This window comes from Rhizobium sp. GW821-FHT14E12 (assembly GCF_058803745.1).
The window spans coordinates 605538-626443 of record NZ_JBXAPH010000001.1 but is presented as its reverse complement, the minus strand read 5'-3'; the positions used below and the strand labels follow the sequence as shown (position 1 = coordinate 626443).

The 20906-nt window shown below is 59.9% G+C and carries 20 protein-coding genes and 1 tRNA gene; 16 read left to right on the top strand and 5 right to left on the bottom strand.

The window, feature by feature from the left end:
* The first annotated feature begins 54 nt into the window (after window positions 1-54).
* The 4 genes from AC1RO0_RS03095 (at window position 55) to AC1RO0_RS03080 (ending at window position 3678) form a co-directional block, all read left to right on the top strand.
* Complete coding sequence (locus AC1RO0_RS03095) at window positions 55-963, top strand: AraC family transcriptional regulator (RefSeq protein ID WP_498591486.1); 909 nt, start codon at window positions 55-57, stop codon at window positions 961-963.
* A gap of 115 nt (window positions 964-1078) precedes the next feature.
* Window positions 1079-1729, top strand: coding sequence for a TetR/AcrR family transcriptional regulator C-terminal domain-containing protein (locus AC1RO0_RS03090; protein ID WP_498591485.1), 651 nt, complete (start codon window positions 1079-1081; stop codon window positions 1727-1729).
* Between the two features lie 50 nt (window positions 1730-1779).
* Complete coding sequence (gene ilvC, locus AC1RO0_RS03085; protein ID WP_498591484.1) at window positions 1780-2799, top strand: ketol-acid reductoisomerase; 1020 nt, start codon at window positions 1780-1782, stop codon at window positions 2797-2799.
* A gap of 123 nt (window positions 2800-2922) precedes the next feature.
* The gene (locus tag AC1RO0_RS03080; protein WP_498591483.1) at window positions 2923-3678 is read left to right on the top strand and encodes a hypothetical protein; all 756 of its coding nucleotides are present in this window, start codon (window positions 2923-2925) and stop codon (window positions 3676-3678) included.
* Window positions 3679-3766: 88 nt separating this feature from the next.
* Here AC1RO0_RS03080 and AC1RO0_RS03075 read toward each other — a convergent pair whose 3' ends face one another.
* Genes AC1RO0_RS03075 through AC1RO0_RS03065 form a run of 3 tightly spaced genes read right to left on the bottom strand, consistent with a single transcriptional unit; the run spans window position 3767 to window position 4948 of the window.
* Window positions 3767-4357 (bottom strand): class I SAM-dependent methyltransferase, encoded by a 591-nt coding sequence (locus AC1RO0_RS03075; RefSeq protein ID WP_498591482.1) that lies wholly within the window; start codon window positions 4355-4357, stop codon window positions 3767-3769.
* Window position 4358: 1 nt separating this feature from the next.
* Window positions 4359-4739, bottom strand: a complete 381-nt coding sequence (locus AC1RO0_RS03070) for a type II toxin-antitoxin system VapC family toxin (protein ID WP_498591481.1) — start codon at window positions 4737-4739, stop codon at window positions 4359-4361.
* Window positions 4739-4948: an AbrB/MazE/SpoVT family DNA-binding domain-containing protein gene (locus AC1RO0_RS03065; protein WP_012651738.1), complete on the bottom strand. Its 210-nt coding sequence runs from the start codon at window positions 4946-4948 to the stop codon at window positions 4739-4741. Before AC1RO0_RS03065 ends, AC1RO0_RS03070 begins: the two co-directional genes overlap by 1 nt.
* 231 nt (window positions 4949-5179) lie before the next feature.
* Between AC1RO0_RS03065 and AC1RO0_RS03060 the strand changes: the two genes are divergently transcribed.
* Window positions 5180-6409: an aminotransferase-like domain-containing protein gene (locus AC1RO0_RS03060; RefSeq protein WP_498591480.1), complete on the top strand. Its 1230-nt coding sequence runs from the start codon at window positions 5180-5182 to the stop codon at window positions 6407-6409.
* 218 nt (window positions 6410-6627) lie between these two features.
* On the opposite strand, the gene AC1RO0_RS03055 is transcribed toward AC1RO0_RS03060, so the two are convergent.
* The gene (locus AC1RO0_RS03055; RefSeq protein ID WP_498591479.1) at window positions 6628-7686 is read right to left on the bottom strand and encodes an aldo/keto reductase; all 1059 of its coding nucleotides are present in this window, start codon (window positions 7684-7686) and stop codon (window positions 6628-6630) included.
* Between the two features lie 175 nt (window positions 7687-7861).
* Between AC1RO0_RS03055 and AC1RO0_RS03050 the strand changes: the two genes are divergently transcribed.
* From AC1RO0_RS03050 to AC1RO0_RS03005, 10 genes are all read left to right on the top strand, one after another.
* Window positions 7862-8842 (top strand): ABC transporter substrate-binding protein, encoded by a 981-nt coding sequence (locus AC1RO0_RS03050; protein WP_498591478.1) that lies wholly within the window; start codon window positions 7862-7864, stop codon window positions 8840-8842.
* 17 nt (window positions 8843-8859) lie between these two features.
* A complete protein-coding gene (locus AC1RO0_RS03045; protein ID WP_498591477.1) occupies window positions 8860-10554 on the top strand; it encodes an ABC transporter permease in 1695 nt (564 codons plus the stop codon).
* The gene (locus tag AC1RO0_RS03040; protein ID WP_498591476.1) at window positions 10542-11573 is read left to right on the top strand and encodes an ABC transporter ATP-binding protein; all 1032 of its coding nucleotides are present in this window, start codon (window positions 10542-10544) and stop codon (window positions 11571-11573) included. The genes AC1RO0_RS03045 and AC1RO0_RS03040 overlap by 13 nt, the downstream gene beginning before the upstream one ends.
* Before the next feature lie 76 nt (window positions 11574-11649).
* Window positions 11650-12645 carry an isopenicillin N synthase family dioxygenase gene (locus AC1RO0_RS03035; RefSeq protein ID WP_498591475.1) on the top strand — a complete coding sequence of 332 codons (996 nt, stop codon included), beginning with the start codon at window positions 11650-11652 and terminating at the stop codon, window positions 12643-12645.
* Window positions 12646-12692: 47 nt separating this feature from the next.
* Window positions 12693-13805, top strand: a complete 1113-nt coding sequence (locus AC1RO0_RS03030; protein ID WP_498591474.1) for an endonuclease/exonuclease/phosphatase family protein — start codon at window positions 12693-12695, stop codon at window positions 13803-13805.
* On the top strand, window positions 13802-14554 hold the full coding sequence (locus AC1RO0_RS03025) for an NUDIX hydrolase (RefSeq protein ID WP_498591473.1): 753 nt from the start codon (window positions 13802-13804) through the stop codon (window positions 14552-14554). The genes AC1RO0_RS03030 and AC1RO0_RS03025 overlap by 4 nt, the downstream gene beginning before the upstream one ends.
* Before the next feature lie 79 nt (window positions 14555-14633).
* The gene (locus tag AC1RO0_RS03020; protein WP_498591472.1) at window positions 14634-15551 is read left to right on the top strand and encodes a PhzF family phenazine biosynthesis protein; all 918 of its coding nucleotides are present in this window, start codon (window positions 14634-14636) and stop codon (window positions 15549-15551) included.
* Between the two features lie 125 nt (window positions 15552-15676).
* Window positions 15677-15752, top strand: a tRNA-Lys gene (locus AC1RO0_RS03015).
* A gap of 697 nt (window positions 15753-16449) precedes the next feature.
* Window positions 16450-17913, top strand: coding sequence for an FAD/NAD(P)-binding protein (locus AC1RO0_RS03010; RefSeq protein WP_498591471.1), 1464 nt, complete (start codon window positions 16450-16452; stop codon window positions 17911-17913).
* 203 nt (window positions 17914-18116) lie between these two features.
* A complete protein-coding gene (locus tag AC1RO0_RS03005) occupies window positions 18117-18587 on the top strand; it encodes an RrF2 family transcriptional regulator (RefSeq protein WP_153365334.1) in 471 nt (156 codons plus the stop codon).
* A gap of 57 nt (window positions 18588-18644) precedes the next feature.
* Here the strand turns inward: AC1RO0_RS03005 and AC1RO0_RS03000 are convergent, their stop codons facing one another.
* Window positions 18645-19862, bottom strand: a complete 1218-nt coding sequence (locus tag AC1RO0_RS03000) for an SfnB family sulfur acquisition oxidoreductase (protein WP_498591470.1) — start codon at window positions 19860-19862, stop codon at window positions 18645-18647.
* 196 nt (window positions 19863-20058) lie between these two features.
* Here AC1RO0_RS03000 and AC1RO0_RS02995 point away from each other — a divergent pair, with 196 nt between their 5' ends.
* Window positions 20059-20658, top strand: coding sequence for an RBBP9/YdeN family alpha/beta hydrolase (locus AC1RO0_RS02995; protein WP_498591469.1), 600 nt, complete (start codon window positions 20059-20061; stop codon window positions 20656-20658).
* The last annotated feature ends 248 nt before the right edge of the window (window positions 20659-20906 follow it).

Here is a 20906-nt window from a genome sequence, read left to right as displayed (position 1 = left end):
GCAAACGAAGACCTAGATAGGTCTCGACAAACCCTCGAAAACAATCGGTTGCGCATGACCCTGCCTTTCAATCCCAATCAGGAACTCGCTTCCATCATCGCCCGTTTCGCGACGGGGGATGGAGAGCATCGCACACCGATAGAAGGGCTCAATCTCTATCGGCAGTCGGCCGCGACCGTCTGGCAGCACGGGGCCTACCGGCCCTGCTTCGCCATTGTGGTCCAGGGGCGCAAAACCCTGACTGTTGGTGCCGATATATACCACTACGGCGTTGGCGAGTACATTCTGACCGCCCTCGATCTTCCCGTATCGACGCAGGTCACCAATGTCGGCAGCGAAACGCCCTATCTTTGTTTCGGCATGGCGCTCGATAGCGAACGGCTGAAGGAGCTGCTGTCGCGCGTCAGTATTCCACGCGAGGCGGTAACGGCGGAACCCGTACGTGGATTGGCGGTCAATCCTGCTTCGCCGGAACTGCTCGATGCCTCGTTGCGGCTGCTCCGATTGCTCGACCGGCCGGAGGATATTCCGGCCATGGCGCCGCTGATCGAGCAGGAAATCCTCTATCGCCTGCTGACCGGTCCGAATGGCCCCCGGCTGCTGCAGGTTGCCATGGCGGAGAGCCAGAGCAACAGGGTGGCGCGCGCCATTGCGTGGATTCGTGGCAATTTCACCCAGCCGCTGCGCATCGAGGAGCTGGCCGAGCGTGCCGGCATGAGCGTTTCCTCGCTGCATCATCATTTCAAGGCCGTCACGGCGATGACGCCGATACAATATCAGAAGCAGCTTCGGCTACATGAGGCTCGACGGCTGATGATCGTGGAGCAACTCGATGTCGGCTCAGCCGGTCATCGTGTCGGTTATCAGAGCCCATCGCAGTTCAGCCGCGAATATAGCCGCCTTTACGGCCTGTCGCCGCTCCGGGACGTCGAGGGGATACGCAGTCCGGTCGCCGCGGAATAGTTTCGCGTGCTTTATTGATGCGGTGCAGCGACGATTTTCGCTTGACGCTTGCTCTGCTCTACGCCATAACGCGCCACGAACCGTACCGTACGGTACTCATTTGAGGGTGGCCATCGTGCTTAGCGAAGCAGGACAGTCGAGCGAGTTTTCGCCGCGCCAGAACGCCGTTCTGGAGCAGGCGTTGCGTTTGCTCGTCGATGGCGGTGAAAAGGCGCTGACGACCTCGGGCGTCGCGCGCGCCGCCAATTGCTCAAAGGAAAGTCTTTATAAGTGGTTCGGCGATCGCGACGGCCTGCTGTCGGCGATGATCACCTATCAGGCCAGCAAGGTACGCACGTTCGAGCGTAACGGCGAGCGGCTGACGGCGGCGAGCCTGCACGATCATCTCGTGGTGTTTGCGCGCGATCTGCTCGAGGTTCTGGCGGGTGACGTGTCACTGGCGTTGAACCGCCTGGCGATCGGCCAGTCGAACCGCGACGGCTCCAAGCTCGGCAAGCTGCTGCTGGAGCGCGGCCGCCGGCAGATCGACCGCCGCGCCAGCGGTCTCATCGATGCCGGCAAGCGGGCAGGGTTGCTGCGCTTCATGGATGCCGACGAGGCTTATCACACGCTTTACGGGCTCATCGTTTCCGATCTGCATGTCCGCATGCTGCTCGGCGAGCCCGGTTTGAAGGATACGAGCCGTCAGGCGGAGAGGGCGGTCACCGCTTTTCTCAAGCTTTACGGCACGGAAAAGGTTTTGGCGGAAGCAGCAGCAACCGTCTGAGAAGTTTCAATTTACGCCTTACACCAGACAAGCAAAGGGAAGGAAAAACAATGCGCGTCTATTACGATCGTGATGCTGATCTCAATCTCATCAAATCGAAGAAGGTTGCCATCATTGGCTATGGTTCGCAGGGCCGCGCCCATGCGCTGAACCTCAAGGACAGCGGCGCACAGAACGTTGTGATCGCGCTGAAGGCCGGTTCGCCGACCGTCAAGAAGGCCGAAGCCGATGGCTTCAAGGTCATGACGGTTGCCGAAGCCGCCGCCTGGGCCGACCTGATGATGATGGCGACCCCGGACGAACTCCAGGCCGACATCTACAAGGCCGACATCGCTCCGAACATCCGTGACGGCGCTGCGATCGCTTTCGCACACGGCCTCAACGTTCACTTCGGCCTCATCGAGCCGAAGGCTTCGGTCGACGTCGTCATGATCGCTCCGAAGGGTCCGGGCCACACGGTTCGCGGCGAATACCAGAAGGGCGGCGGCGTTCCTTGCCTCGTTGCCGTTCACCAGAACGCTTCCGGCAATGCTCTTGAACTCGCTCTCTCCTACGCCTGCGGCGTCGGCGGCGGCCGTTCGGGCATCATCGAAACCAACTTCCGCGAAGAGTGCGAAACCGACCTCTTCGGCGAACAGGTCGTTCTGTGCGGCGGTCTCGTCGAGCTGATCCGCGCTGGCTTCGAAACTCTGGTTGAAGCCGGCTACGCACCGGAAATGGCCTATTTCGAGTGCCTGCACGAAGTGAAGCTGATCGTCGACCTGATCTATGAAGGCGGCATCGCCAACATGAACTACTCGATCTCCAACACGGCTGAGTGGGGCGAATACGTCACCGGCCCGCGCATCATCACCGAAGAAACCAAGGCCGAGATGAAGCGCGTCCTGAAGGACATCCAGACCGGCAAGTTCACCTCGGACTGGATGCAGGAATACCGTTCGGGCGCTGCCCGTTTCAAGGGTATCCGCCGTATGAACGACAGCCACCAGATCGAAGAAGTCGGCGCCAAGCTGCGCGGCATGATGCCCTGGATCGGCAAGAACAAGCTGGTCGACAAGAGCGTCAACTAAGCTCTTTTAGACATTTAAGCAGCAAAGAGGGCCGGGGAGGGAAACTTCCCCGGCTCCTTATTTTTGCACCATTAGCAATACGGCCAGCTGGCGAAACTGCTGGAGATTCGCTATAGGGTTGCAATGACTTCTGTCGAAACCAATTCTGCAACGGTGGCCACCAATCTTCAGAGATGCTGGGAGGCAGCCTATGCTGCATTTGCTGAATATCTAGCCCCCGAAATGCTGGATGCATCGCCGCTGCGTAATCCGGAGAGGATTCTGCACGATTTACGCTCAGCACCGATGCCGGAGTTGAGCGGCAACGCTCTGGGCGGCCACGCGATGTGGGCGATAACCACAGTCGGGGACGTTGGAGAATATAAGCACTACCTTCCACGCATTCTGCAACATGCTCTTTTGACGCCAGGTGAGCCTGGCTTCGATCCGCTGACAATCTTGTCGAAGCTGGAACGTGTTGGCTGGCATAAGTGGCCAGCATTGGAGCGCTCGGCGATCGAGGACGTTTATCACGCATCTTGGCTTTGGGCACGATTGCAACATCCCGATGAGTTCGATGCAATGAATTGGTTCGTCAGTGCAATTCGTCTCGAAAAGAATATCAATTCTATTTTCGAGTCATGGCTGGCCAATCTGACGCCGAATTCTGCCTTGCAGCTCGCCGATCTCATCAACCGTTCGGATAGCCTGCCTGAGGGCAAGGCCTTTTGGGAAGACCTTGATTTGGCAAGCAGACGGACGATCGCCGGTTGGTTATGCGGCGACACGTTGCAAACTGCTTTTATGGCAGTTGTCGATCATGTAGCTGATGGAGATATGTGGCGCATCGATACTGTTGAGGCGGCTTTGACCGATCTGCGTACAACACATTGGCGCTAACCCGGGTGAATCTAGCTGGCAGTGGATGTTGTACCTAGATGCCAAGCTGCCTTAGGTCGATGAGAGTGACAGCCAAGCTGTGGTCTTCCTATTTCCGTGCTTTGACGTAGAGCCACTTCGTCGGCTTGCCGTCGAAACCGCCGCCGTCGGCTTCGGTCATTGCGATATCTCTCCAGCCGCCTTTGCCGAGGAGAGTCGTCAGCCATGTGGCCGAGGGGTAGTTATAGTAGCGGCCGAATATATCATGGCCTTCGGCTTCACCGGCTTTGAAACTGGCATGGAAGAGACCACCGTCTTTCAGCGCGCGTTGAATACGGTCAAACACATCGGGCAGGGCGGCGCGAGGCACATGCAGTAGGCTAGCTTCGGCCCAGACTCCGTCGTGGGCGTCTTCTATATCGAGCGTTTCGAACCGCAATATCCGTATGGGCCTGCCGATCAGGGCTTCCGCCTGTTTGGCAAGCTCGGTCGAACCGTCGGTCGGCGTCACGGCGAAGCCGCGCGAAATCATATAGGCCGCGTCCTGACCGGCGCCGCAGCCAAGCTCGAGGATGGATGCACCTGCGGAAAGAGCGGCCAGGAAGGCATCGAGCCGGCTTCGTGGCAGGTTACGTTTGCGTGTAGCGTAGACGGCGGCGTTGTCGTTGTAGAAAGAGGAGGTGGGGTCGTCGTTTGTCATGTCAATCCGCTACCTTCGGGAGGTAAATTACATTTTCCAGCCCTTTGAAGTGTGCGTCGCAGGTCAGGACATCGGCCTCGTGCTGGAGGGCGGTCGCGTAGATGATCGCATCGGCAGTGGCGAGTTTGTGTTGCACGGAGAGTTCGGCAGCGCGGCGGGTAGTTGCCGTGTCCAACGGTACGACGTTGCATAGCATCGTATAGGCGATGAAGTTGTTCAGAGCGTCTTCGCCTTGTTCGCGAAGAAGCCATTTGGAAAGTTCGAGCTGGACAATCGTCGGAACGATGCAGGCGTCGGGCTCCGGAATTTGGTCGGACAGCTGCTGTCCAGTTGAGCTGTCAAGAAGCCACTCGATCCACGCGGAACTATCAACCACGCGCATCAGAATCGGTCGTCCCGATCACGGTAGTTCTCCGGATTTGCGCCACGCGCCATACCTTTGAGATCTGCCAAAGTCGGAACGGGCATGAGGAGCACGCCTTTGCCTTTCGGAATGAATACGAACTCCTGGCCCGCGCTCCAGTGCTGCTGATCGCGCACTTCTTTTGGGATCGATATCTGAAATTTCGATGAGAGGGTCGCGGTGGCCATTCTTACGTTTTTCTGATCGATTGATGTTGCGTAAGAATAACACTTGAACAGAGGAATGTGTAGGTCCTTTCGGAAGCGAGAAATCGGCGCGCTGCATTGGCAGAAAGGCCTCATTCTATCGATCAATCTCGATTCCTTGTCACCGTTACAAACAAAATAGGTCAGTATTATTGACTTATATTTTGTTGCGTGATTTTGTTCTGCAAAGACCAAAAATTACGAGGAAGCCCCATGTTGAATTGGGAAAACATCTTTGCGACGCGTTCCAGCCGTATGCGCGCCTCCGAAATCCGCGAGCTGCTGAAGCTTTTGGAGCGGCCTGACATCATCTCTTTTGCCGGTGGCATTCCCGATCCCGCGCTGTTTCCGGATCAGGAATTCAAGCAGGCCTATGCGGACATCTTTTCGGGTCCGGCGGTCAACGCGGCGCTGCAATATTCGGTCAGCGAGGGCTATAAGCCGCTGCGCGAATGGCTGGTCGGCCAGATGGCGGCGCTTGGCGTTCCCTGCGAGCTGGAAAACGTCTTCATCGTTTCGGGTTCGCAGCAAGGGCTGGATTATCTCGGCAAGCTGTTCCTGTCGCCCAAGGATACGGCGCTGGTGACCGCGCCGACCTATCTCGGCGCGCTGCAGGCCTTCAATGCCTATGAGCCGACCTACGATCAGCTCACCTCCGGCGGTAACCGGACCCCGGCCTCCTATCGAGCCGCGGCCGAGCAGGCCGGCGGCAGGGTGAAATTTGCCTATCTCTCCGCCGATTTTGCCAATCCGACCGGCGAAACGGTCGATCTCGCCGCGCGCGAAAAGCTAATCGATCTTGGCGACGAGCTGGACATCGCTGTTATCGAGGATGCCGCCTATCAGTCGCTGCGCTACGATGGCGAGCCGGTCCCGCCGATCCTGGCGCTGGAAATCGCCCGCAAGGGCCATATCAACGATACGCGGACGATCTATTGCGGCAGCTTTTCCAAGACCTTGGCGCCGGGTCTTCGCGTCGGTTTCGTCGTCGCCAATGCGCCCGTTATCCGCAAGCTGGTGCTGATGAAGCAGGCGGCTGATCTGCATTCCTCGACGATCAATCAGATCGCCATCCATCAGGTCGCCGAGCGTGGCTTCGATGCGCAGGTCGCCAAGGTTCGCAAGGCCTATAGCCACCGTCGCGACTGCATGCTGGCCGCACTTGCGAAATACATGCCGGCGGGCACGAGCTGGACCAAGCCGGAGGGCGGTATGTTTGTCTGGGTCACCCTGCCGAAGGGCATGGATGGCGCCAAGCTGCTGGCGAAATCGCTGGAGACCGTCAAGGTCGCCTTCGTGCCGGGCCAAGCCTTCTTCGCCGACGGTTCCGGCCCGAACACCTTCCGCCTCAGCTTCTCCTGCGCCAACGAGCAGATGATCGAGGAGGGGATTTCGCGCCTCGGCAAGTTGGTCGCGGGTGAAATCGGGGCGATGGCGGCCTGATTTTTACCTTCTCCCCGGCGGGGAGAAGGATGCGCTCCTGAGCTTGTCGAAGGGGCGCTGGTTGAGGGGGCATTGCACCGTAAGGGATGTCTTTCGCCTGCCGCTCAAGACTCTCCTCGCTGGGCGAGGAGTCCCCCTCATCCGGCCTCTCGCAATTTCGTTTTACGAAATCGCTCCAGTCCACCTTCTCTCCGAGGAGAGAAGGTGTTTTGCTCTCCTTACTTCGCCAGATGCGGCGCGATCAGCGACAGGTCTGCCTCGCTCAGGCGGTCGCTGGCAGTATTGGCTTGGTGCCAATAGGGGTAGAGCAGCGGCAGCAGGCTGACATCGTCGAGGCGCTTGCGCTCTTCGTCGGTGAGCTTCAGCTCGGCACTGGCGAGGTTGTCCTTGAATTGTGCCTCCGTGCGGCCGCCGATGATGACCGAGGTGACGCCCTTGCGGCCGATCAGCCAGGCGAGCGCCACTTGCGCCGCTGAAACGCCGCGGCCATCGGCAATCTCCACCAGCGTATCGACGATGTTCCACAGGTGGCTCTCGTCGCGGATCGGCGGTTCGGTCCAGCCGGCGAACTGGCGCGTGCCTTCCGGCGTCGCCTGGTTGCGGCGGTGCTTGCCGGAGAGAAGGCCACCGGCGATCGGGCTCCAGACCAGCACGCCGAGGCCCTGGTCGATGCTGACCGGCAGCAGCTCGTATTCGGCGTCGCGGGCTTCCAGCGTGTAATGGATCTGCTGGCTGACGAAGCGCTGGTACTTGTCGCGTTCGCTGACACCGAGCGCCTTCATGATGTGCCAGGCGGAGAAATTCGAGCAGCCGATATAGCGCACCTTGCCCTGACGGACGAGCGTGTCGAGTGCTTCCAACGTCTCTTCCAGCGGCGTCTGGCCGTCCCATTCATGCAACTGATAGAGATCGATGACGTCAGTCTTCAGGCGCTTCAGGCTGGCCTCGCAGGCCTGGATCAGGTGCTGGCGTGAGGAGCCGACGTCGTTGACGTCGTTGCCCATGGGGAAGCGCGCCTTGGTGGCTATCAACACGCCGTTCTTACGCGGGCCGCCGATGATCTCGCCAAGAATCTCCTCCGAAGCGCCCTGCGAATAGACATCGGCCGTGTCGAGCAGGTTGACGCCGGCATCCAGGCACATGTCAACCAGCCTCTTCGCCTCGCTGACGCCGAGATCGCCAACGGTCTTCGCCCAGCCGACGCCGCCGAAGGTCATTGTGCCCATGGTGATGGTGGAAACCTTGAGGCCGGAACGGCCAAGCAGACGATATTCCATAGATTTATCCTCCAAAAATCAGATCTGAAATTCGTGCGCTAGGAAATAGGGCTGCTCTCCGGTGGTCAAGGCCGAAGCATGACATGAAAGCTCCACCTCTTTAAATTGAACTGTCACAATCATGTTAAGCCATACGTCTAAGCAACCCTCCTGATCACCCAGCCGAGGACGCTCCATGAAGACGTTTGTTTCTGCTTTCGCCGGCCTCCTGGCCGCCGCTCTTTTCTCCGGCTCGGCCTTTGCCGCCGACCTCGTCCTCTATACCAGCCAGCCGAATGCCGATGCGCAGGCGACTGTCGATGGCTTCATGGCCGCCAATCCCAGCATCAAGGTCGATTGGGTTCGCGACGGCACGCCGCAGATCATCGCCAAGCTGCAAGCGGAAATCCAGGCTGGCGCTCCGGTCGCCGATATCCTCCTGATTGCCGACACGGTGACGCTGGAGCGCCTGAAGGAAGCCGGCAAGCTCTTGGCCTATAAGTCGCCGGAAGCGGTGAACTACGATGCGGCGCTGTATGATGCCGATGGCTATTATTATTCCACCAAGCTGATCACCACCGGCATTGTCTACAACACTGCCGCTTCGATGAAGCCGACGAGCTGGCAGGACCTGACCAAGCCGGAAGCCAAGGGTCTCGTCGCCATGCCGAGCCCGCTTGCTTCGGGCGCCGCTCTCATTCACGCGCAGACGCTTGCCGGAGTCGGCAGCCTCGGCTGGGATTTCTATAAGAACCTTGCCGCCAATGGTGCGGTCGCGGCCGGCGGTAACGGTGCGGTGCTGAAGTCGGTTGCCTCGGGCGAGAAGGCCTACGGCATGGTGGTCGACTACATGCCGATCCGCGAAAAGGCCAAGGGCGCGCCGCTGGAATTCGTATTTCCCACCGAAGGCGTTTCGGCCGTGACTGAGCCGGTCGGCATTCTCGCCAGTGCCAAGCATGTCGATGCCGCCAAGAAGTTCGTCGATTATGTCCTGTCCGAAAAGGGCCAGGAAGGCTTCCTGAAGCTCGGCTATATCCCGGCCCGCAACGGCATGTCGCTGCCCGCCGGTTTCCCGGCGCGTGACAGCATCAAGGTTTTGCCGTTGAATGCGGCCGAAGCCCTGAAGAACACCGATCAGGACCTGAAGACCTTCTCCTCCTATTACGGATCGAAGTGATCCGGCCTGGGCAGTCGATGTACGGATATATGCGTAAGGGAAACAGCCAGCCAGCCTGGCTGTTTCCTTTTGTCGTCACCATCGTGATGCTTCTGAGCGTGCTGCCGCTGGCGCGGCTGGCAGAAGCTGGAATAGCGGCGCTGCTGCGCGGCGGCGCCTATGAGCTGATCACCGATCCCGCTCTCTGGCGCTCCGCCTGGTACACCATCGAGACGGCCGTGCTTGGCACGCTGATTTCGGTGCTGCTCGGCTGCCTCTTCGCTTTCCTGCTGACCCTGACCGACCTGCCGGGCAGGGGGCCGCTCGGCTTTCTCTTCGTCCTGCCGATGATGATCCCGCCGCAGGTGACGGCGCTCGCCTGGGTGCAGATGTCCGGCCCGTCGAGCCCGCTGTTGAAGGCGCTGCATATCGCGCCGCCGCTTGGCTCGCCACAGCCGCTCTATTCGATCAGCGGCATTGCGTTGCTTTACGGCGTGCAGCATGCGCCGCTGGTCTATCTGGCGCTTCGAGCCGGGTTGATGGCGCTGCCGCGCGATGGCGTCGAGGCGGCGAGATTGTCAGGCGCTTCTGGCCTCCGCGTCTTCCGCGATATTATCCTGCCGCTGTCACTGCCCGGTGTCATTGCGGGCGCTGCCATCGCCTTCGTCTCCTCGGTCGGCAATTTCGGCATACCCGCGATCCTCGGAATACCGGCTTCGATCTTCACGCTGTCGACGCTGATTTTCACCAAATTCTCCACCTTCGGCCCGCGCACCTTCGGCGATATCGCCCTGTTGTCGGCAATGATCGCGGTGATCTCGGTCGCCGGCCTTGCGGTGCAGGGCAGGGCTCTGAGAGGGCGTGATTATCGGGTGATTGGCCTCTCCGGCGCCTCCGCCGCCTTCTCGCTCGGTCGCTGGCGCTTTGCAGCCCTGCCGTTGCTCTGGGCGATCCTGTTCATCATGCTGGTCGCCCCCTTCTTCGCGCTGGTCGCCGGCGCGCTGGTGCCGGCCTATGGTGTGCCGCTGAGTTTCAAGACGGCGTCTTTGAATGCCTTTGCCGAAATCCTGTTTCGCCAGACGGCGACGCGCATCGCCTTTTCCAATTCCCTGTTTCTTGCCGGGACGACGGCGCTTGGTCTCCTGGTGGTGACAGTCCTTGCGGCCTATGTGCTGACGAAGCGCAAGGACATGCTGAGCCGGATCGTGGGCGGCTTGATCGAGATCCCCTATTCTCTGCCGGGGATCATTATCGCCGTCTGCTTCATCCTGGTTTTTGCTGCCCCTTTGCCGGTTCTCAACGTCACGCTCTACGGCACGATCTGGATCATCCTGCTCGCCTATTTCTCTGCCTATTTCGCCGTCAGCCTCAAACCGGTGATGAGCGCCTTCCTGCAGCTCGATCCGGCGCTGGAGGAGGCGGCGCGTCTATCGGGAGCTGGCTTCTTCCGGCGTCTCTTTGATATCATCGTGCCGCTGATCGCGCCGGCGGCCGGAGCCTCGGTGATCCTGGTTTTTCTCATCGCCTGCAACGAGTTGACGGTTTCGGCCCTGCTCTGGTCGGCGGGGACACAGACCCTCGGCGTGGTCATCTACAATCTCGATGACGGCGGTAGCTCCGATCTTGCCTCCGCCATGTCGGTCATCGTCATCGCCATGGTCGTTACCATGATGCTGCTGCTGGAAATCCTGGCCAAGCGCCTGCCGAAGGGAGTGGTGCCGTGGCGAAGCTGATCCTCAATCATGTCAGCAAGGATTTCGGCACGGGCGGTCGCGCCGCTGTCCACGCATTGTCGCTCGATGTTCGCGAAGGCGGATTCCTGGCGTTGCTCGGACCGTCCGGCTGCGGCAAGACGACGGTGCTTCGAATGATCGCTGGCTTCGAGCAGCCGACGGATGGTTCGATCCATCTCGGCGAACGCCTGCTGGCGGATGCCGCCCATACGCTGCCGCCAGAGCGGCGCAATATGGCGATGGTGTTCCAGTCCTATGCGCTCTGGCCGCATATGAATGTTGCTGACAATGTCGGTTATCCGCTGAAGGTGCGCGGTATTTCCGGCGAGCGCTACCGTCAGAAGGTGCGAGAGGCGCTGTCGACGGTGCGGCTGGAGGATTATGCCGAGCGGCGGCCCGCCGATCTCTCCGGCGGCCAGCGGCAGCGTGTGGCGCTGGCACGCTGCCTCGTAACATCGCCCGATGTCGTGCTACTCGACGAGCCACTCGCCAATCTCGACCGTCATCTGAAGAAGGAGATGGAAGAGACGTTCCGCGAGTTCCATCAACGCTCCGGCGCCACCATGGTCTACGTCACTCATGATCAGAGCGAGGCCATGGCGCTGGCGACCGATGTCGCGGTGATGTCCGAGGGACGCTTGCTGCAGGTTGCTGCTCCGGCAGAAATCTATGCGCGGCCGGAGGGGCGGCTGGTCGGCGGATTGGTCGGTCAGGGCGCGATCCTGTCGCTCGCTGTTCCGGATGGCAGGCCGCGGCTGATCGATTGGCCGGCATTGAAGGCGATCTGGAGCGAGCAGGAAGAGAAGACCCAGCGCGCCGATATCCTCGTTCGGCCGGAGGACGTTGTCGGCGATGCAGAGGGTATTGCATGCCGGGTGGAGACCGTCCTTTACGAGGGCGAGCGCTATGCGCTGCGGCTGTCGCTGCCGGACGGTCAGGTGTTGAGAGCCTACAGCCGTGAAGCGGTAAAGCCCGGCGATGTCTATCCCGTCGCAATCCGCTCGGCTTGGCGGCTCTGAGCGGGAAAGACAAGACGGTTGTTCGCTGCCTCCACCTGTGCTTGATTTGCCTGATCTCATGAATGGGAGTCGCGCCATGTCCGACCAGAGCTTCCCGATTTTCGACCTTGGCGCTTTCGAGGTGGCCGGCGATCAGGAGAAGAAGCGGCTTGGCGCCGAGGTCGACGAGATCTGCCGTTCGATAGGTTTTCTGGCGATCGCCAATCACGGTGTCGATGATGCGGTGATCCAAGGCGTGTGGACCAAGACGCATGCATTTTTCGACCGGCCGGCCGATGTCAAGCAGCGGGTGAAGGCGCCTTATCCCGGCTATCCCTACGGCTATCTTGGCCCCGGCACCGAGGCTTTGGCGAAATCGCGCAATGTCGATACGCCGCCCGATCTCAAGGAAAGTTTCAACGGCGGACCGCTTGCCGTGCCGCCTGATATGACCGATCCCGAGGCACTCGGCTTCTGCTATGCCGCTACCATCTGGCCGGAGGGGCCTGAAGGCTTCGTGGACGCCTGGAAAGCTTACTATCGGTCGATGGAGGATCTGGCGCGGCGGATTATGCGGGTCTTTGCGACCGCGCTCGGTCTCGACGAGCATTTCTTCGACAGCTACGTCGATATGCCGATCAGTGCGCTCCGGGCTCTGAACTATCCGGAGCAGCGCGTCGCGCCACAGCCGGGTCAGCTACGCGCCGGAGCCCATACCGATTACGGCAGCCTGACGATCCTATTGCCGCAGCCAGGCTCCAAGGGTCTGGAGATTATCGCGCCTGACGGCCAATGGACGCCGGTGCCTCCGGTGCCGGGTGCTTTCGTCATCAATATCGGTGACCTGATGGCACTGTGGACGAACGATCGATGGGTTTCGACCGTGCATCGGGTCGTCAATCCGCCACCGGAAGAGGGCGGTATGCAGCGGCGGCAGTCGCTGGCTTTCTTTCATCAGCCGAACTGGTTCGCCGAAATTGCCTGCCTGCCGTCCTGTTTGCCGCCGGGAGAGGAGCCGAAATATGCGCCGGTGCTCTCAGGCCCCTATCTCATGGGCAAGTTCAAATCGACCGTCACTGCCAAGGCTGGTTGATATGTGCGAACCGAGCCAATCCCGATCCCCATAAACCGGAATGCTTCATGTCCCTGCGTCTTGCCACCTTCAATGTCGAAAACCTGCTGACCCGTTTCGATTACACTGGTTTTCGCAATCAGTTGCGGCAGGACCGCGTGCTGAAGCTGTTCGATGTGAAGAACGAGAACATCTACCAGCAGCTTGAAGCGGCCCGCGTGGTGGCCGCGACTGACGATACGCGGCAGATGACGGCACTCGCCATCGCGGATGCCAATGCGGATATCCTCTGCTTGCAGGAAGTCGACAGCATGGCGGCGCTGCAGGCCTTCGAATATGGCTATCTCTACCGCATGGTCGGCAATGGCTATCGGCAGAAATTCCTGATCGAAGGCAATGACTCCAGAGGTATCGATGTGGCCGTCATGATGCGCGAGCAGACGAGCGACGGGCAGCCGATCGTGCTGAAAGACATCAAGAGTCACGCCATGGTGACTTATCGCGATTTCGATCTGTTCACCGACGAACTGGCGGCGCTCGGCCTTCACGAGGACGACAAAATCTTCAAGCGCGACTGCCTGGAGCTCGATCTGACCATCGGCGGCGTGCCGTTCTCGCTCTATGTCGTGCATCTGAAGTCGATGGGGCCGGCGCGGGAGGGTGTCGATGGCCGCCAGTCGACCATGCCGGTGCGCCGTGCCGAGACGCTGGCGGTACGCCACATCATCGAGACCCGTTTCGGCGTGGGTCATACGGCTGCCAAGAATTTCGCCATTTGTGGCGACATGAACGACTATCAGGAACGTGTCGACGTTATCGGCACACGCCATACGGGCTATCGCTTCGAGCACCGGGACGAAGAGGTGAGCGCGCTCGATGTCTTCAGCGAGGACGGTTTCGTTGAAAACGTCATGCGGCGGCGTGAGGAGCTCGACCGCTGGACGCTTTATCACGCGCGCGGGCCGCAGGAGCAATGGCTCTGCCAGCTCGACTATATCTGGTTGTCTCCGGCCCTGGCGCGCGCCAACAGCACGCGGTTGCCCGATGTCGTCCGCTCCGGCCAGCCTTTCCGCACCATCTTTCCGCCTGGGCAGGAGGTGGAACGCTATCCGCGCACGGGTTGGGACAGGCCGAAGGCTTCCGACCATTGCCCCATCGTCATGACATTGGATCTTTTATGAACTCCGCTTTCAAACCGCAAAATGACATGGCCGGCTGGCCGCCGGAAAATACCGTCTTTCCGGTCGCCCGCATCGATCTCAAGGTGATTGCCGGCGATCATCCCTTTCATCTCAACGAAGCAGAGGCGGCAGGTGAGAACTGGAAGAAGGAGATTGCCGCCAATCCGGCCCTTTACGACGGCCGCATGATCTTTCAGCATCGTCTCGAGGTCAGCGAGCAAGCCGTGGCGGGCGAGGGCTATCTAACGCCTTTCTCCACATTCATGTGGTGGCGCAAGCACAGGGAGCGCGGCGGCGGCTTTCATGTCTTCGCCTTTCCGGTCGCCGTCTCCTCCGATGGCGCGATCATCGCCATTCGCATGGCGCAGCACACGGCCAACCCCGGCCAGGTCTATTGTGCCGCGGGTTCGATGGATGAAAACGACATTGTCGACGGTCGTTGTGATGTCGAGGGTAACATGCGGCGCGAGGTTCTGGAGGAAACCGGTCTCGATCTTGACGTGGCCCTTGCCGAGCCCGGCTATTATGCGACGCATGCCAATCGCTCCGTTACCCTGTTCCGTATCTTTCGCTTTCCCTGGACCGCCGACGAGATGCTCGAGAAGATCAGGGCGCATATGCTGGTGGACGAGGAAAAGGAGATCGACGGCGCGGTCGCCATCCGTTCCGCTGATCCGACGGCGCATCGCTACAGCTCGGCGATGCCGCCCATCCTGGCATGGTTCTTCGCTCGTGCGGAACAGCTTTAGCTTGCGCTGAAAGGTGTTGCCGTTATGTATGAGGAAGCCGGGTGGCTATGCAGTCTAAAGTCATGTGAGGGAGGCAGGGGTGGCCCGCAGCTTCAGTGTCTATGATGTGTTCACCGACAGCAGGCTCGCGGGCAATCCGCTGGCCGTAATCTTCGATGCCGAAGGCCTGAGCGACGAGGCGATGCAGGCGATCGCCAAGGAGATGAACCTTTCCGAGACGGTGTTCGTTCTGCCGCCGCAGAACCCGACGCATACGGCGAACCTGCGCATCTTCACACCAGGACGTGAACTCCCTTTCGCCGGCCATCCAACGGTCGGCACCGCAATCGCGCTTGCCGAACGAACGCATGCCAATCATGGCGGTGATATCGATCTGGTCTCGGTGCTCGACGAACGGGTGGGGCCGGTGCGCTGCGCCGTCAGGCTCCGGCAGCAAAAGGCAAGCTTTGCCGAGTTCGACCTGCCGCGTAAATCACAACAGATCGTGCTGCCGCTCGACAAGGCGGATATTGCCAACGCGCTCAGCCTGAAGATCACCGAGGTCGGCTTCGAGAATCACATCCCATCGATCTGGAGCGCCGGCGTGCCGTTCCTGCTGGTGCCGGTGCATGATGTCGGAGCGGCTGAACGCTTGGAATTCGATTTGCAGCTTTGGGAAAAGATGGTGCCCTTCGTCGACGGCGCGCTCGCCTCCGCCTTCATCTATTGTCGCGGCGGCGTCAATCACATGGCCAAGTTCCACGCGCGCATGTTTCCGGTCGGGATGGGCATTGTCGAGGACCCCGCGACGGGCGCGGCCGTGGCGGCGCTCTCCGGCGCGATCCATCAGTTCGATCAGCTACCGGATGGGCATCATCCGATCATCATCGAACAGGGAGTCGAGATGGGCCGCCCGTCCTTCATCCACCTCCATATCGATGTCGATGGCGGCGAGATCGCCAATGCGCGAATTGGCGGCCAAGCGGTGCGTGTAGCGACCGGAATTCTTGAGCTTTGATTTTATTGAGTTTTTTTCGTTCTTCGAAATTTTTTTGACGAATAACGAAAGAAAATTGATCTGGCCGCTGGACAATCAAACCGATCCTATTTATATGCCCGTTCACACCGCCAGCGAGCGGTTACGGGTGATTAGCTCAGTTGGTAGAGCAGCTGACTCTTAATCAGCGGGTCGTAGGTTCGAGCCCTACATCACCCACCAAATTTTCTTAGAATATCATTGTGATAGCGGCGCCAGTTAAAGCTGGCCGCCGGCGGTGGAAGCGCGAATTTGCGCTATTCGTATTTGCAATATGCTGGCTTTCGTCAGCCTGCTGATTAGAAGTCAGTTGGCTTATCGACGAGGCGTGAATCAGCGGCTTGCTCTTGTTCCAAGCGCGATCCGGGTCGTAAATTTTTCAGAGAAAAGCGCATAAGAGCAGGCAGCCGTGGGCGCCAACATTCAACCGATCACAGTCGACCTTAGGTACCTGACATTCGTGTCAGCGCTGACCTAATGCCTCTTATGTCCGCCGCCTTCCATCATGCTGAAGATGAAGATCACCACCAGGAGCAGGATCAGCGTATAGTCGAAGGCAGACAGCATGCGGAGTAGTTCCATGATGTTTCTCCTCCCAGAGAACACGAGCCAGAACAATCATTAGTATGTGCTTTTATTGGGTGTATGCCAAGGTTTTTACATCCTGCGGTGCAATAATGCTGTTGTGCACAGCACAAGGAAGTGTTTGTTCGCAAAGGTGATATCGGTTTCGACGCCGTTGCGTCTGTGCATGGGAACCATACGGCTTGCCACGGCATTCTATTGTCAATAAAATTTGTAGAGTATATTGCTGTGGAGAAGGCGCAATTGGCGGCGCCAAGATCGTTCGCGCGATCGATCGGACCGGAAGGATTTGGCGATGACCACTTATTCTCACGATTCGTCGCGTGATCGGCCAATCATCGCAATTATCGGCGGCGGCGTTTCCGGCGCGGCGGTTGCCTTTCATCTGCTGCAAAGCCAGCGGCTGCAGCCCGGCCAGCTTTTCATCTTCGAGCCACGCGCCAGGCTGGGGGCGGGGCTAGCCTATGATACCCAGGATCCCGCGCACCGTATCAACGTGCCGGCGGCGAAGATGAGCCTGCTGCCCGATGATCTCGAGCATTTTCAACGCTGGATCGAAGCCAATAATGCGCTGGCCGGCGACGAGACGGCCGTGGCGGCAAATGGCAGCCTGTTTCCGCGGCGCGAAGTTTTCGGGCGTTATATCAATGACATGGTGCAGCCTTTCATCGATGATGGCCGCATCACTCATGTGGCTGAGAAGACTGCCGACGTGCGGCGGCTGAATGATCGTTGGGTGATCAAGGGCGAGGCTGGTCGGCGGGTAGAGGCGGATATTCTCGTCATCGCCACGAGCCATCCCTCGCCGTTGCCGCCGGAGCCGCTGCGGCGCGCTCTGGCCGGCCATCCGCGTTTTGTCGTCGATCCGACGCGGCCGGATGCACTCGTTGCTATCCGCGCCGGCGATCGCGTGCTCGTGGTCGGCAACGGTCTGACCTCCGCCGACGTTATTGCTTCCCTTACCCTGCGCGGTCACAAGGGACCGATCACCGCCATCTCCAGACGTGGATTGCGGTCGCGCGGCCATGCGCTGGTGAGGCAGGAACTGTTCGGCGATTTCGTCAGCCACCCGTCGCGCACCGCGCTCGATCTGTTGCGGCAAGTGCGTGCCACCATTCGGCAGGCCGAAGCCGAGGGGCGCAGTTGGCACGCCGTCATCGATCAGGTCCGCGCACAGGGGCAGGATTTGTGGCGGGCGATGCCGCTTGAAGAGCGGCGGCGCGTAGTGCGGCATTTGCGGCCGTTCTGGGATGTGCACCGTTTCCGCGTCGCGCCGCAGGTCGAGGCCGCCAGTGAGGAGGCGATTCGCGGCGGCAGGCTGGAAGTTCTCGCAGCCTCCGTCGCATCCGTGGAGACAAAGGACGGGGCGATTGATTGTCGGCTCAACCTCAGCCATTCGGCCGGAAGTATCGATCGTCAGTTCGATGCGGTCGTGGTGACGACCGGGCCGGGCCATCGCGGCATATTGGAGACGCAAGGCTGGATCGGCGCACTTGCGGAGGCAGGTTATCTCGCCATCGACGCCACGCGCCTCGGCCTTGCCTGCAATACGACATCCCAGGCGCAGGGGCCGGACGGCGCGGTGTCGCCGTCGCTGTTCATTTCCGGACCGCTGGCGCGGGGAACTTTCGGCGAACTCATGGGGCTGCCGGAAGTGGTCGAGCATGGTGTCTTCGTCGCGGGGCAAGTGGCGTCGGCAATCGGTGATCATGAAAATCGCAGGCACGACAGGCCGCATTTCGATATCAGTGCCGCGTAAAGGCAAGAAAAACTGTAAAATCGTTGCTTAGGCGATACAATTGCCTAAATTTACTCATATAAACTATACAATTTGTGAGTTATTGTCTTGTTCGTTAAAGGTAGCGGGATTACTTCCGTGGCCAATAATGACAGGATCGGTGGCCGAGTCTCGACCGGTCAGCCGGGCTCCCAACAATCGAACTTGTAGTAAAGCGGACAGCGATGCTCACGAAAAAAGGAAAATACGGGTTGAAGGCGCTGGTGGATCTGGCACGCCTCGCGCCGGGCGAGACTGCGTTCATCAACGACATTGCTTCGCGTAACAACATCCCGAAGAAGTTCCTCGACACCATCCTGCTGGAGTTGCGCAATGCCGGCGTGCTGCGCTCGAAGAAGGGACCAGGCGGCGGCTATTCGCTATCGCGTCTCGCCTCCGAGATCCGCATCGGCCATGTCATCCGCACGCTCGACGGACCGCTCGCGCCGATCCGCTGTGCCAGCCGCACGGCTTACGAGGCTTGTGACGATTGCGCCGATCCGGAGCGCTGTCATGTCAGGCGCTCCATGACGGAAGTCCGTGATGCGATCGCCGATATTCTCGACAACATGACGCTGGAACAGTTCGTCGCCGGCGGTGGGCCGGGGATCGATACCGACGAGCGGGAAGACTATCGCGCTTCGAATGTCGGCTGAGCGATCAGCCTGAATATTTTGGACATCTCCGCCGGCTTGAAGCCGGCGGTTTGCGTTTCATGGCGCCCAGTTCTTCGGCGGCGTTACACCGTTCAGATGATAATTGCCGACGAGATGATATTTCCAGCGGGTGGGATCCTGCAGCGTGTGGGTGCGGGCATTGCGCCAATGGCGGTCGAGATTAAGGCCAATGCGCGTGGATGCGGTGCCGGCAAGTTCGAACAGCGTATTCGAGGCTTCGATGGCGATTTCCGTCGTCAACGTCGTTGCCGCCGCCATGGCAAGGGTAGCGTCGATCACATGGTCCTCGGTCGGGTTGATCTGGGCGATATCGATCTTCCGGCCCGCGCGCTCCAGTAGTGCCGTCGCCGCCTCGATGCGGACGGCGATCTGGCCGATCCTGGCGATGGTCAGTGGGTCGTCCGCCGCGCGCTCGACGCTGCTGTTCATCCAGGGGCGGGCGCTGGTCTTCACGAATTCCACGGTTTCGGCAAAGGCGGCCCTGGCAATGCCGAGATCGATGCCGGCATGGATGATTTGATCCACCGGACCTATGGTCGTTGGTCGTTCGAAACTTGCGTGATGCGCAAGGACGGCGTCGGCGTTGACATAGACATTGTGCAGGATGGTTGTGCCGCTGCCGGAGGTGCGCTGGCCGAAACCGTCCCAGTCGTCGATGATCTGGATGCCTTCGGTGCTGCGTGGGACGAGGGAGATGGTCAGTTCATTCCGCGCGTCGAGCGCTGAGATCGCGATCCAGTCGGCGAAAAGCACACCGGCGGCATAGGATTTGCGGCCATTGACGCGATGACCAGGTCCTTCCAGCGTCAGGCGGGTGTTGTCTTGCCCGGCCGTTGCGGTGCCGGGTTCGGAGAGGGCGTTGCCGAAGCGATCGCCGGCCAATGCCCTCGCAAAGAAGGTGTCCTTCTGTTCTTCGCTGCCGCCAGTGCGTAGCGCCTCGAGAATATAGAAATGGTTCCGTGCAATCTCGGCGATCGAAGGATCGGCTTCCGCCAGGATGGCGATGATTTCGGCGAGAATGGAATTGGAGATGTCGAGGCCGTCATATTCGGAGGGCGTGGTGATGCCGAGCAGTCCGGATTGCGACAGGGCCTCCGCTTCCTCGTAGGGGAGCACGCGGTTGATGTCGCGGTCGCCTGCCTGCTGCGCGAAGCGGGCGGCCAGCGATCGGGCGATCTGCAGCGCTTCCTCTTCGCTTTGAATGCGGTGCGCGGGCGGCCTGACATGCTCGTGCAACTGCGAAACAGTTCCCATCCATCACTCCATCAGCCGATGGCATATTCAGTGACTTAGCCTTGCCAAATCCATAAGCTCTTAATTTCTATAGATGTACTGTACATTAGATTTTCTTTGCTTATGCCGATCTGGCTGTTTGGCATAATAGGCATCGAATGGAGAAATTGTAAGCGTGCGGCCCGATTAGCCGCCGATTGCCATCCAGGAGAGCGCCATGGTCGCGACATTGATCGTTCCCGGTTTGAATGGTTCCGCCGAGGGCCACTGGCAGCGCCATTGGGCGCGCGATCATCGGGCTGCGACCATCGTCCGCCAGACCTCCTGGGCAAGACCGGTGCTCAAGGATTGGCTGGCGGCATTGGAGACCGAACTGGAGCGGGCAGGGGAAGTGTGGCTCGTCACCCATAGTCTCGGATGCCTGCTTGCCGCAAACCTCGCAAATCGGCCTGCTGCTCGCCGTGTGAAGGGTGCTTTTCTCGTCGCGCCTTGCGATCTGGGGCGGACGGAGCAGCTGCATCCAGGCGCCATCGATTTCGGCACGATGCCGGCCGAGGCCCTGCCATTTCCGAGCCTCGTCGTCGGCAGCCGGGACGATCCCTACATGGATTTTGCCGAGCTTTGCGGCTTTGCCGCGCACTGGGGCAGCGAGTTTCATGATCTCGGCCATGCCGGCCACATCAATATCGCCAGCGGTTTCGGTCGCTGGGAGCAGGGCTATCGATTGTTTTCCGACTTCACCAAGCCGCTTGAAAACCAAAGGAATAAGCGCACAAGACCGCGATTGCAGGATGTCTTGTGTCCGGCCATGTCGTAGGACGACATCAGCCATCAAAGCGCCGGTCGCAAGAAAGCGCTTGCTACCGGCGCATTTTCGCGCTTTCATATACGACTAAATAAGTAGACTATATGAGCAACCAAATTCCTCCGGGCCAATGGGCTTGCGGTATGAAGGTTGCCGAAGGGAACAGGGTTTCGCGCTGGAGCGGAAACCCGCCTGAAGCATTCCTCTTTCGGATGAGAGCCGAAGTGGGAAATGCGCTTCAGGTTCAAGGAACCAAAGCG

Coding starts and splice junctions, on each gene's coding strand:
- AC1RO0_RS03070 (WP_498591481.1), bottom strand. CDS start 4,739: ATGCGCGTGGTTGATAGTTCCGCGTGGATCGAGTGGCTTCTTGACAGC.
- ilvC (WP_498591484.1), top strand. CDS start 1,780: ATGCGCGTCTATTACGATCGTGATGCTGATCTCAATCTCATCAAATCG.
- AC1RO0_RS03050 (WP_498591478.1), top strand. CDS start 7,862: ATGAAGACGTTTGTTTCTGCTTTCGCCGGCCTCCTGGCCGCCGCTCTT.
- AC1RO0_RS03030 (WP_498591474.1), top strand. CDS start 12,693: ATGTCCCTGCGTCTTGCCACCTTCAATGTCGAAAACCTGCTGACCCGT.
- AC1RO0_RS03095 (WP_498591486.1), top strand. CDS start 55: ATGACCCTGCCTTTCAATCCCAATCAGGAACTCGCTTCCATCATCGCC.
- AC1RO0_RS03080 (WP_498591483.1), top strand. CDS start 2,923: ATGACTTCTGTCGAAACCAATTCTGCAACGGTGGCCACCAATCTTCAG.
- AC1RO0_RS03025 (WP_498591473.1), top strand. CDS start 13,802: ATGAACTCCGCTTTCAAACCGCAAAATGACATGGCCGGCTGGCCGCCG.
- AC1RO0_RS03075 (WP_498591482.1), bottom strand. CDS start 4,357: ATGACAAACGACGACCCCACCTCCTCTTTCTACAACGACAACGCCGCC.
- AC1RO0_RS02995 (WP_498591469.1), top strand. CDS start 20,059: ATGGTCGCGACATTGATCGTTCCCGGTTTGAATGGTTCCGCCGAGGGC.
- AC1RO0_RS03000 (WP_498591470.1), bottom strand. CDS start 19,862: ATGGGAACTGTTTCGCAGTTGCACGAGCATGTCAGGCCGCCCGCGCAC.
- AC1RO0_RS03055 (WP_498591479.1), bottom strand. CDS start 7,686: ATGGAATATCGTCTGCTTGGCCGTTCCGGCCTCAAGGTTTCCACCATC.
- AC1RO0_RS03035 (WP_498591475.1), top strand. CDS start 11,650: ATGTCCGACCAGAGCTTCCCGATTTTCGACCTTGGCGCTTTCGAGGTG.
- AC1RO0_RS03065 (WP_012651738.1), bottom strand. CDS start 4,948: ATGGCCACCGCGACCCTCTCATCGAAATTTCAGATATCGATCCCAAAA.
- AC1RO0_RS03060 (WP_498591480.1), top strand. CDS start 5,180: ATGTTGAATTGGGAAAACATCTTTGCGACGCGTTCCAGCCGTATGCGC.
- AC1RO0_RS03010 (WP_498591471.1), top strand. CDS start 16,450: ATGACCACTTATTCTCACGATTCGTCGCGTGATCGGCCAATCATCGCA.
- AC1RO0_RS03045 (WP_498591477.1), top strand. CDS start 8,860: ATGTACGGATATATGCGTAAGGGAAACAGCCAGCCAGCCTGGCTGTTT.
- AC1RO0_RS03005 (WP_153365334.1), top strand. CDS start 18,117: ATGCTCACGAAAAAAGGAAAATACGGGTTGAAGGCGCTGGTGGATCTG.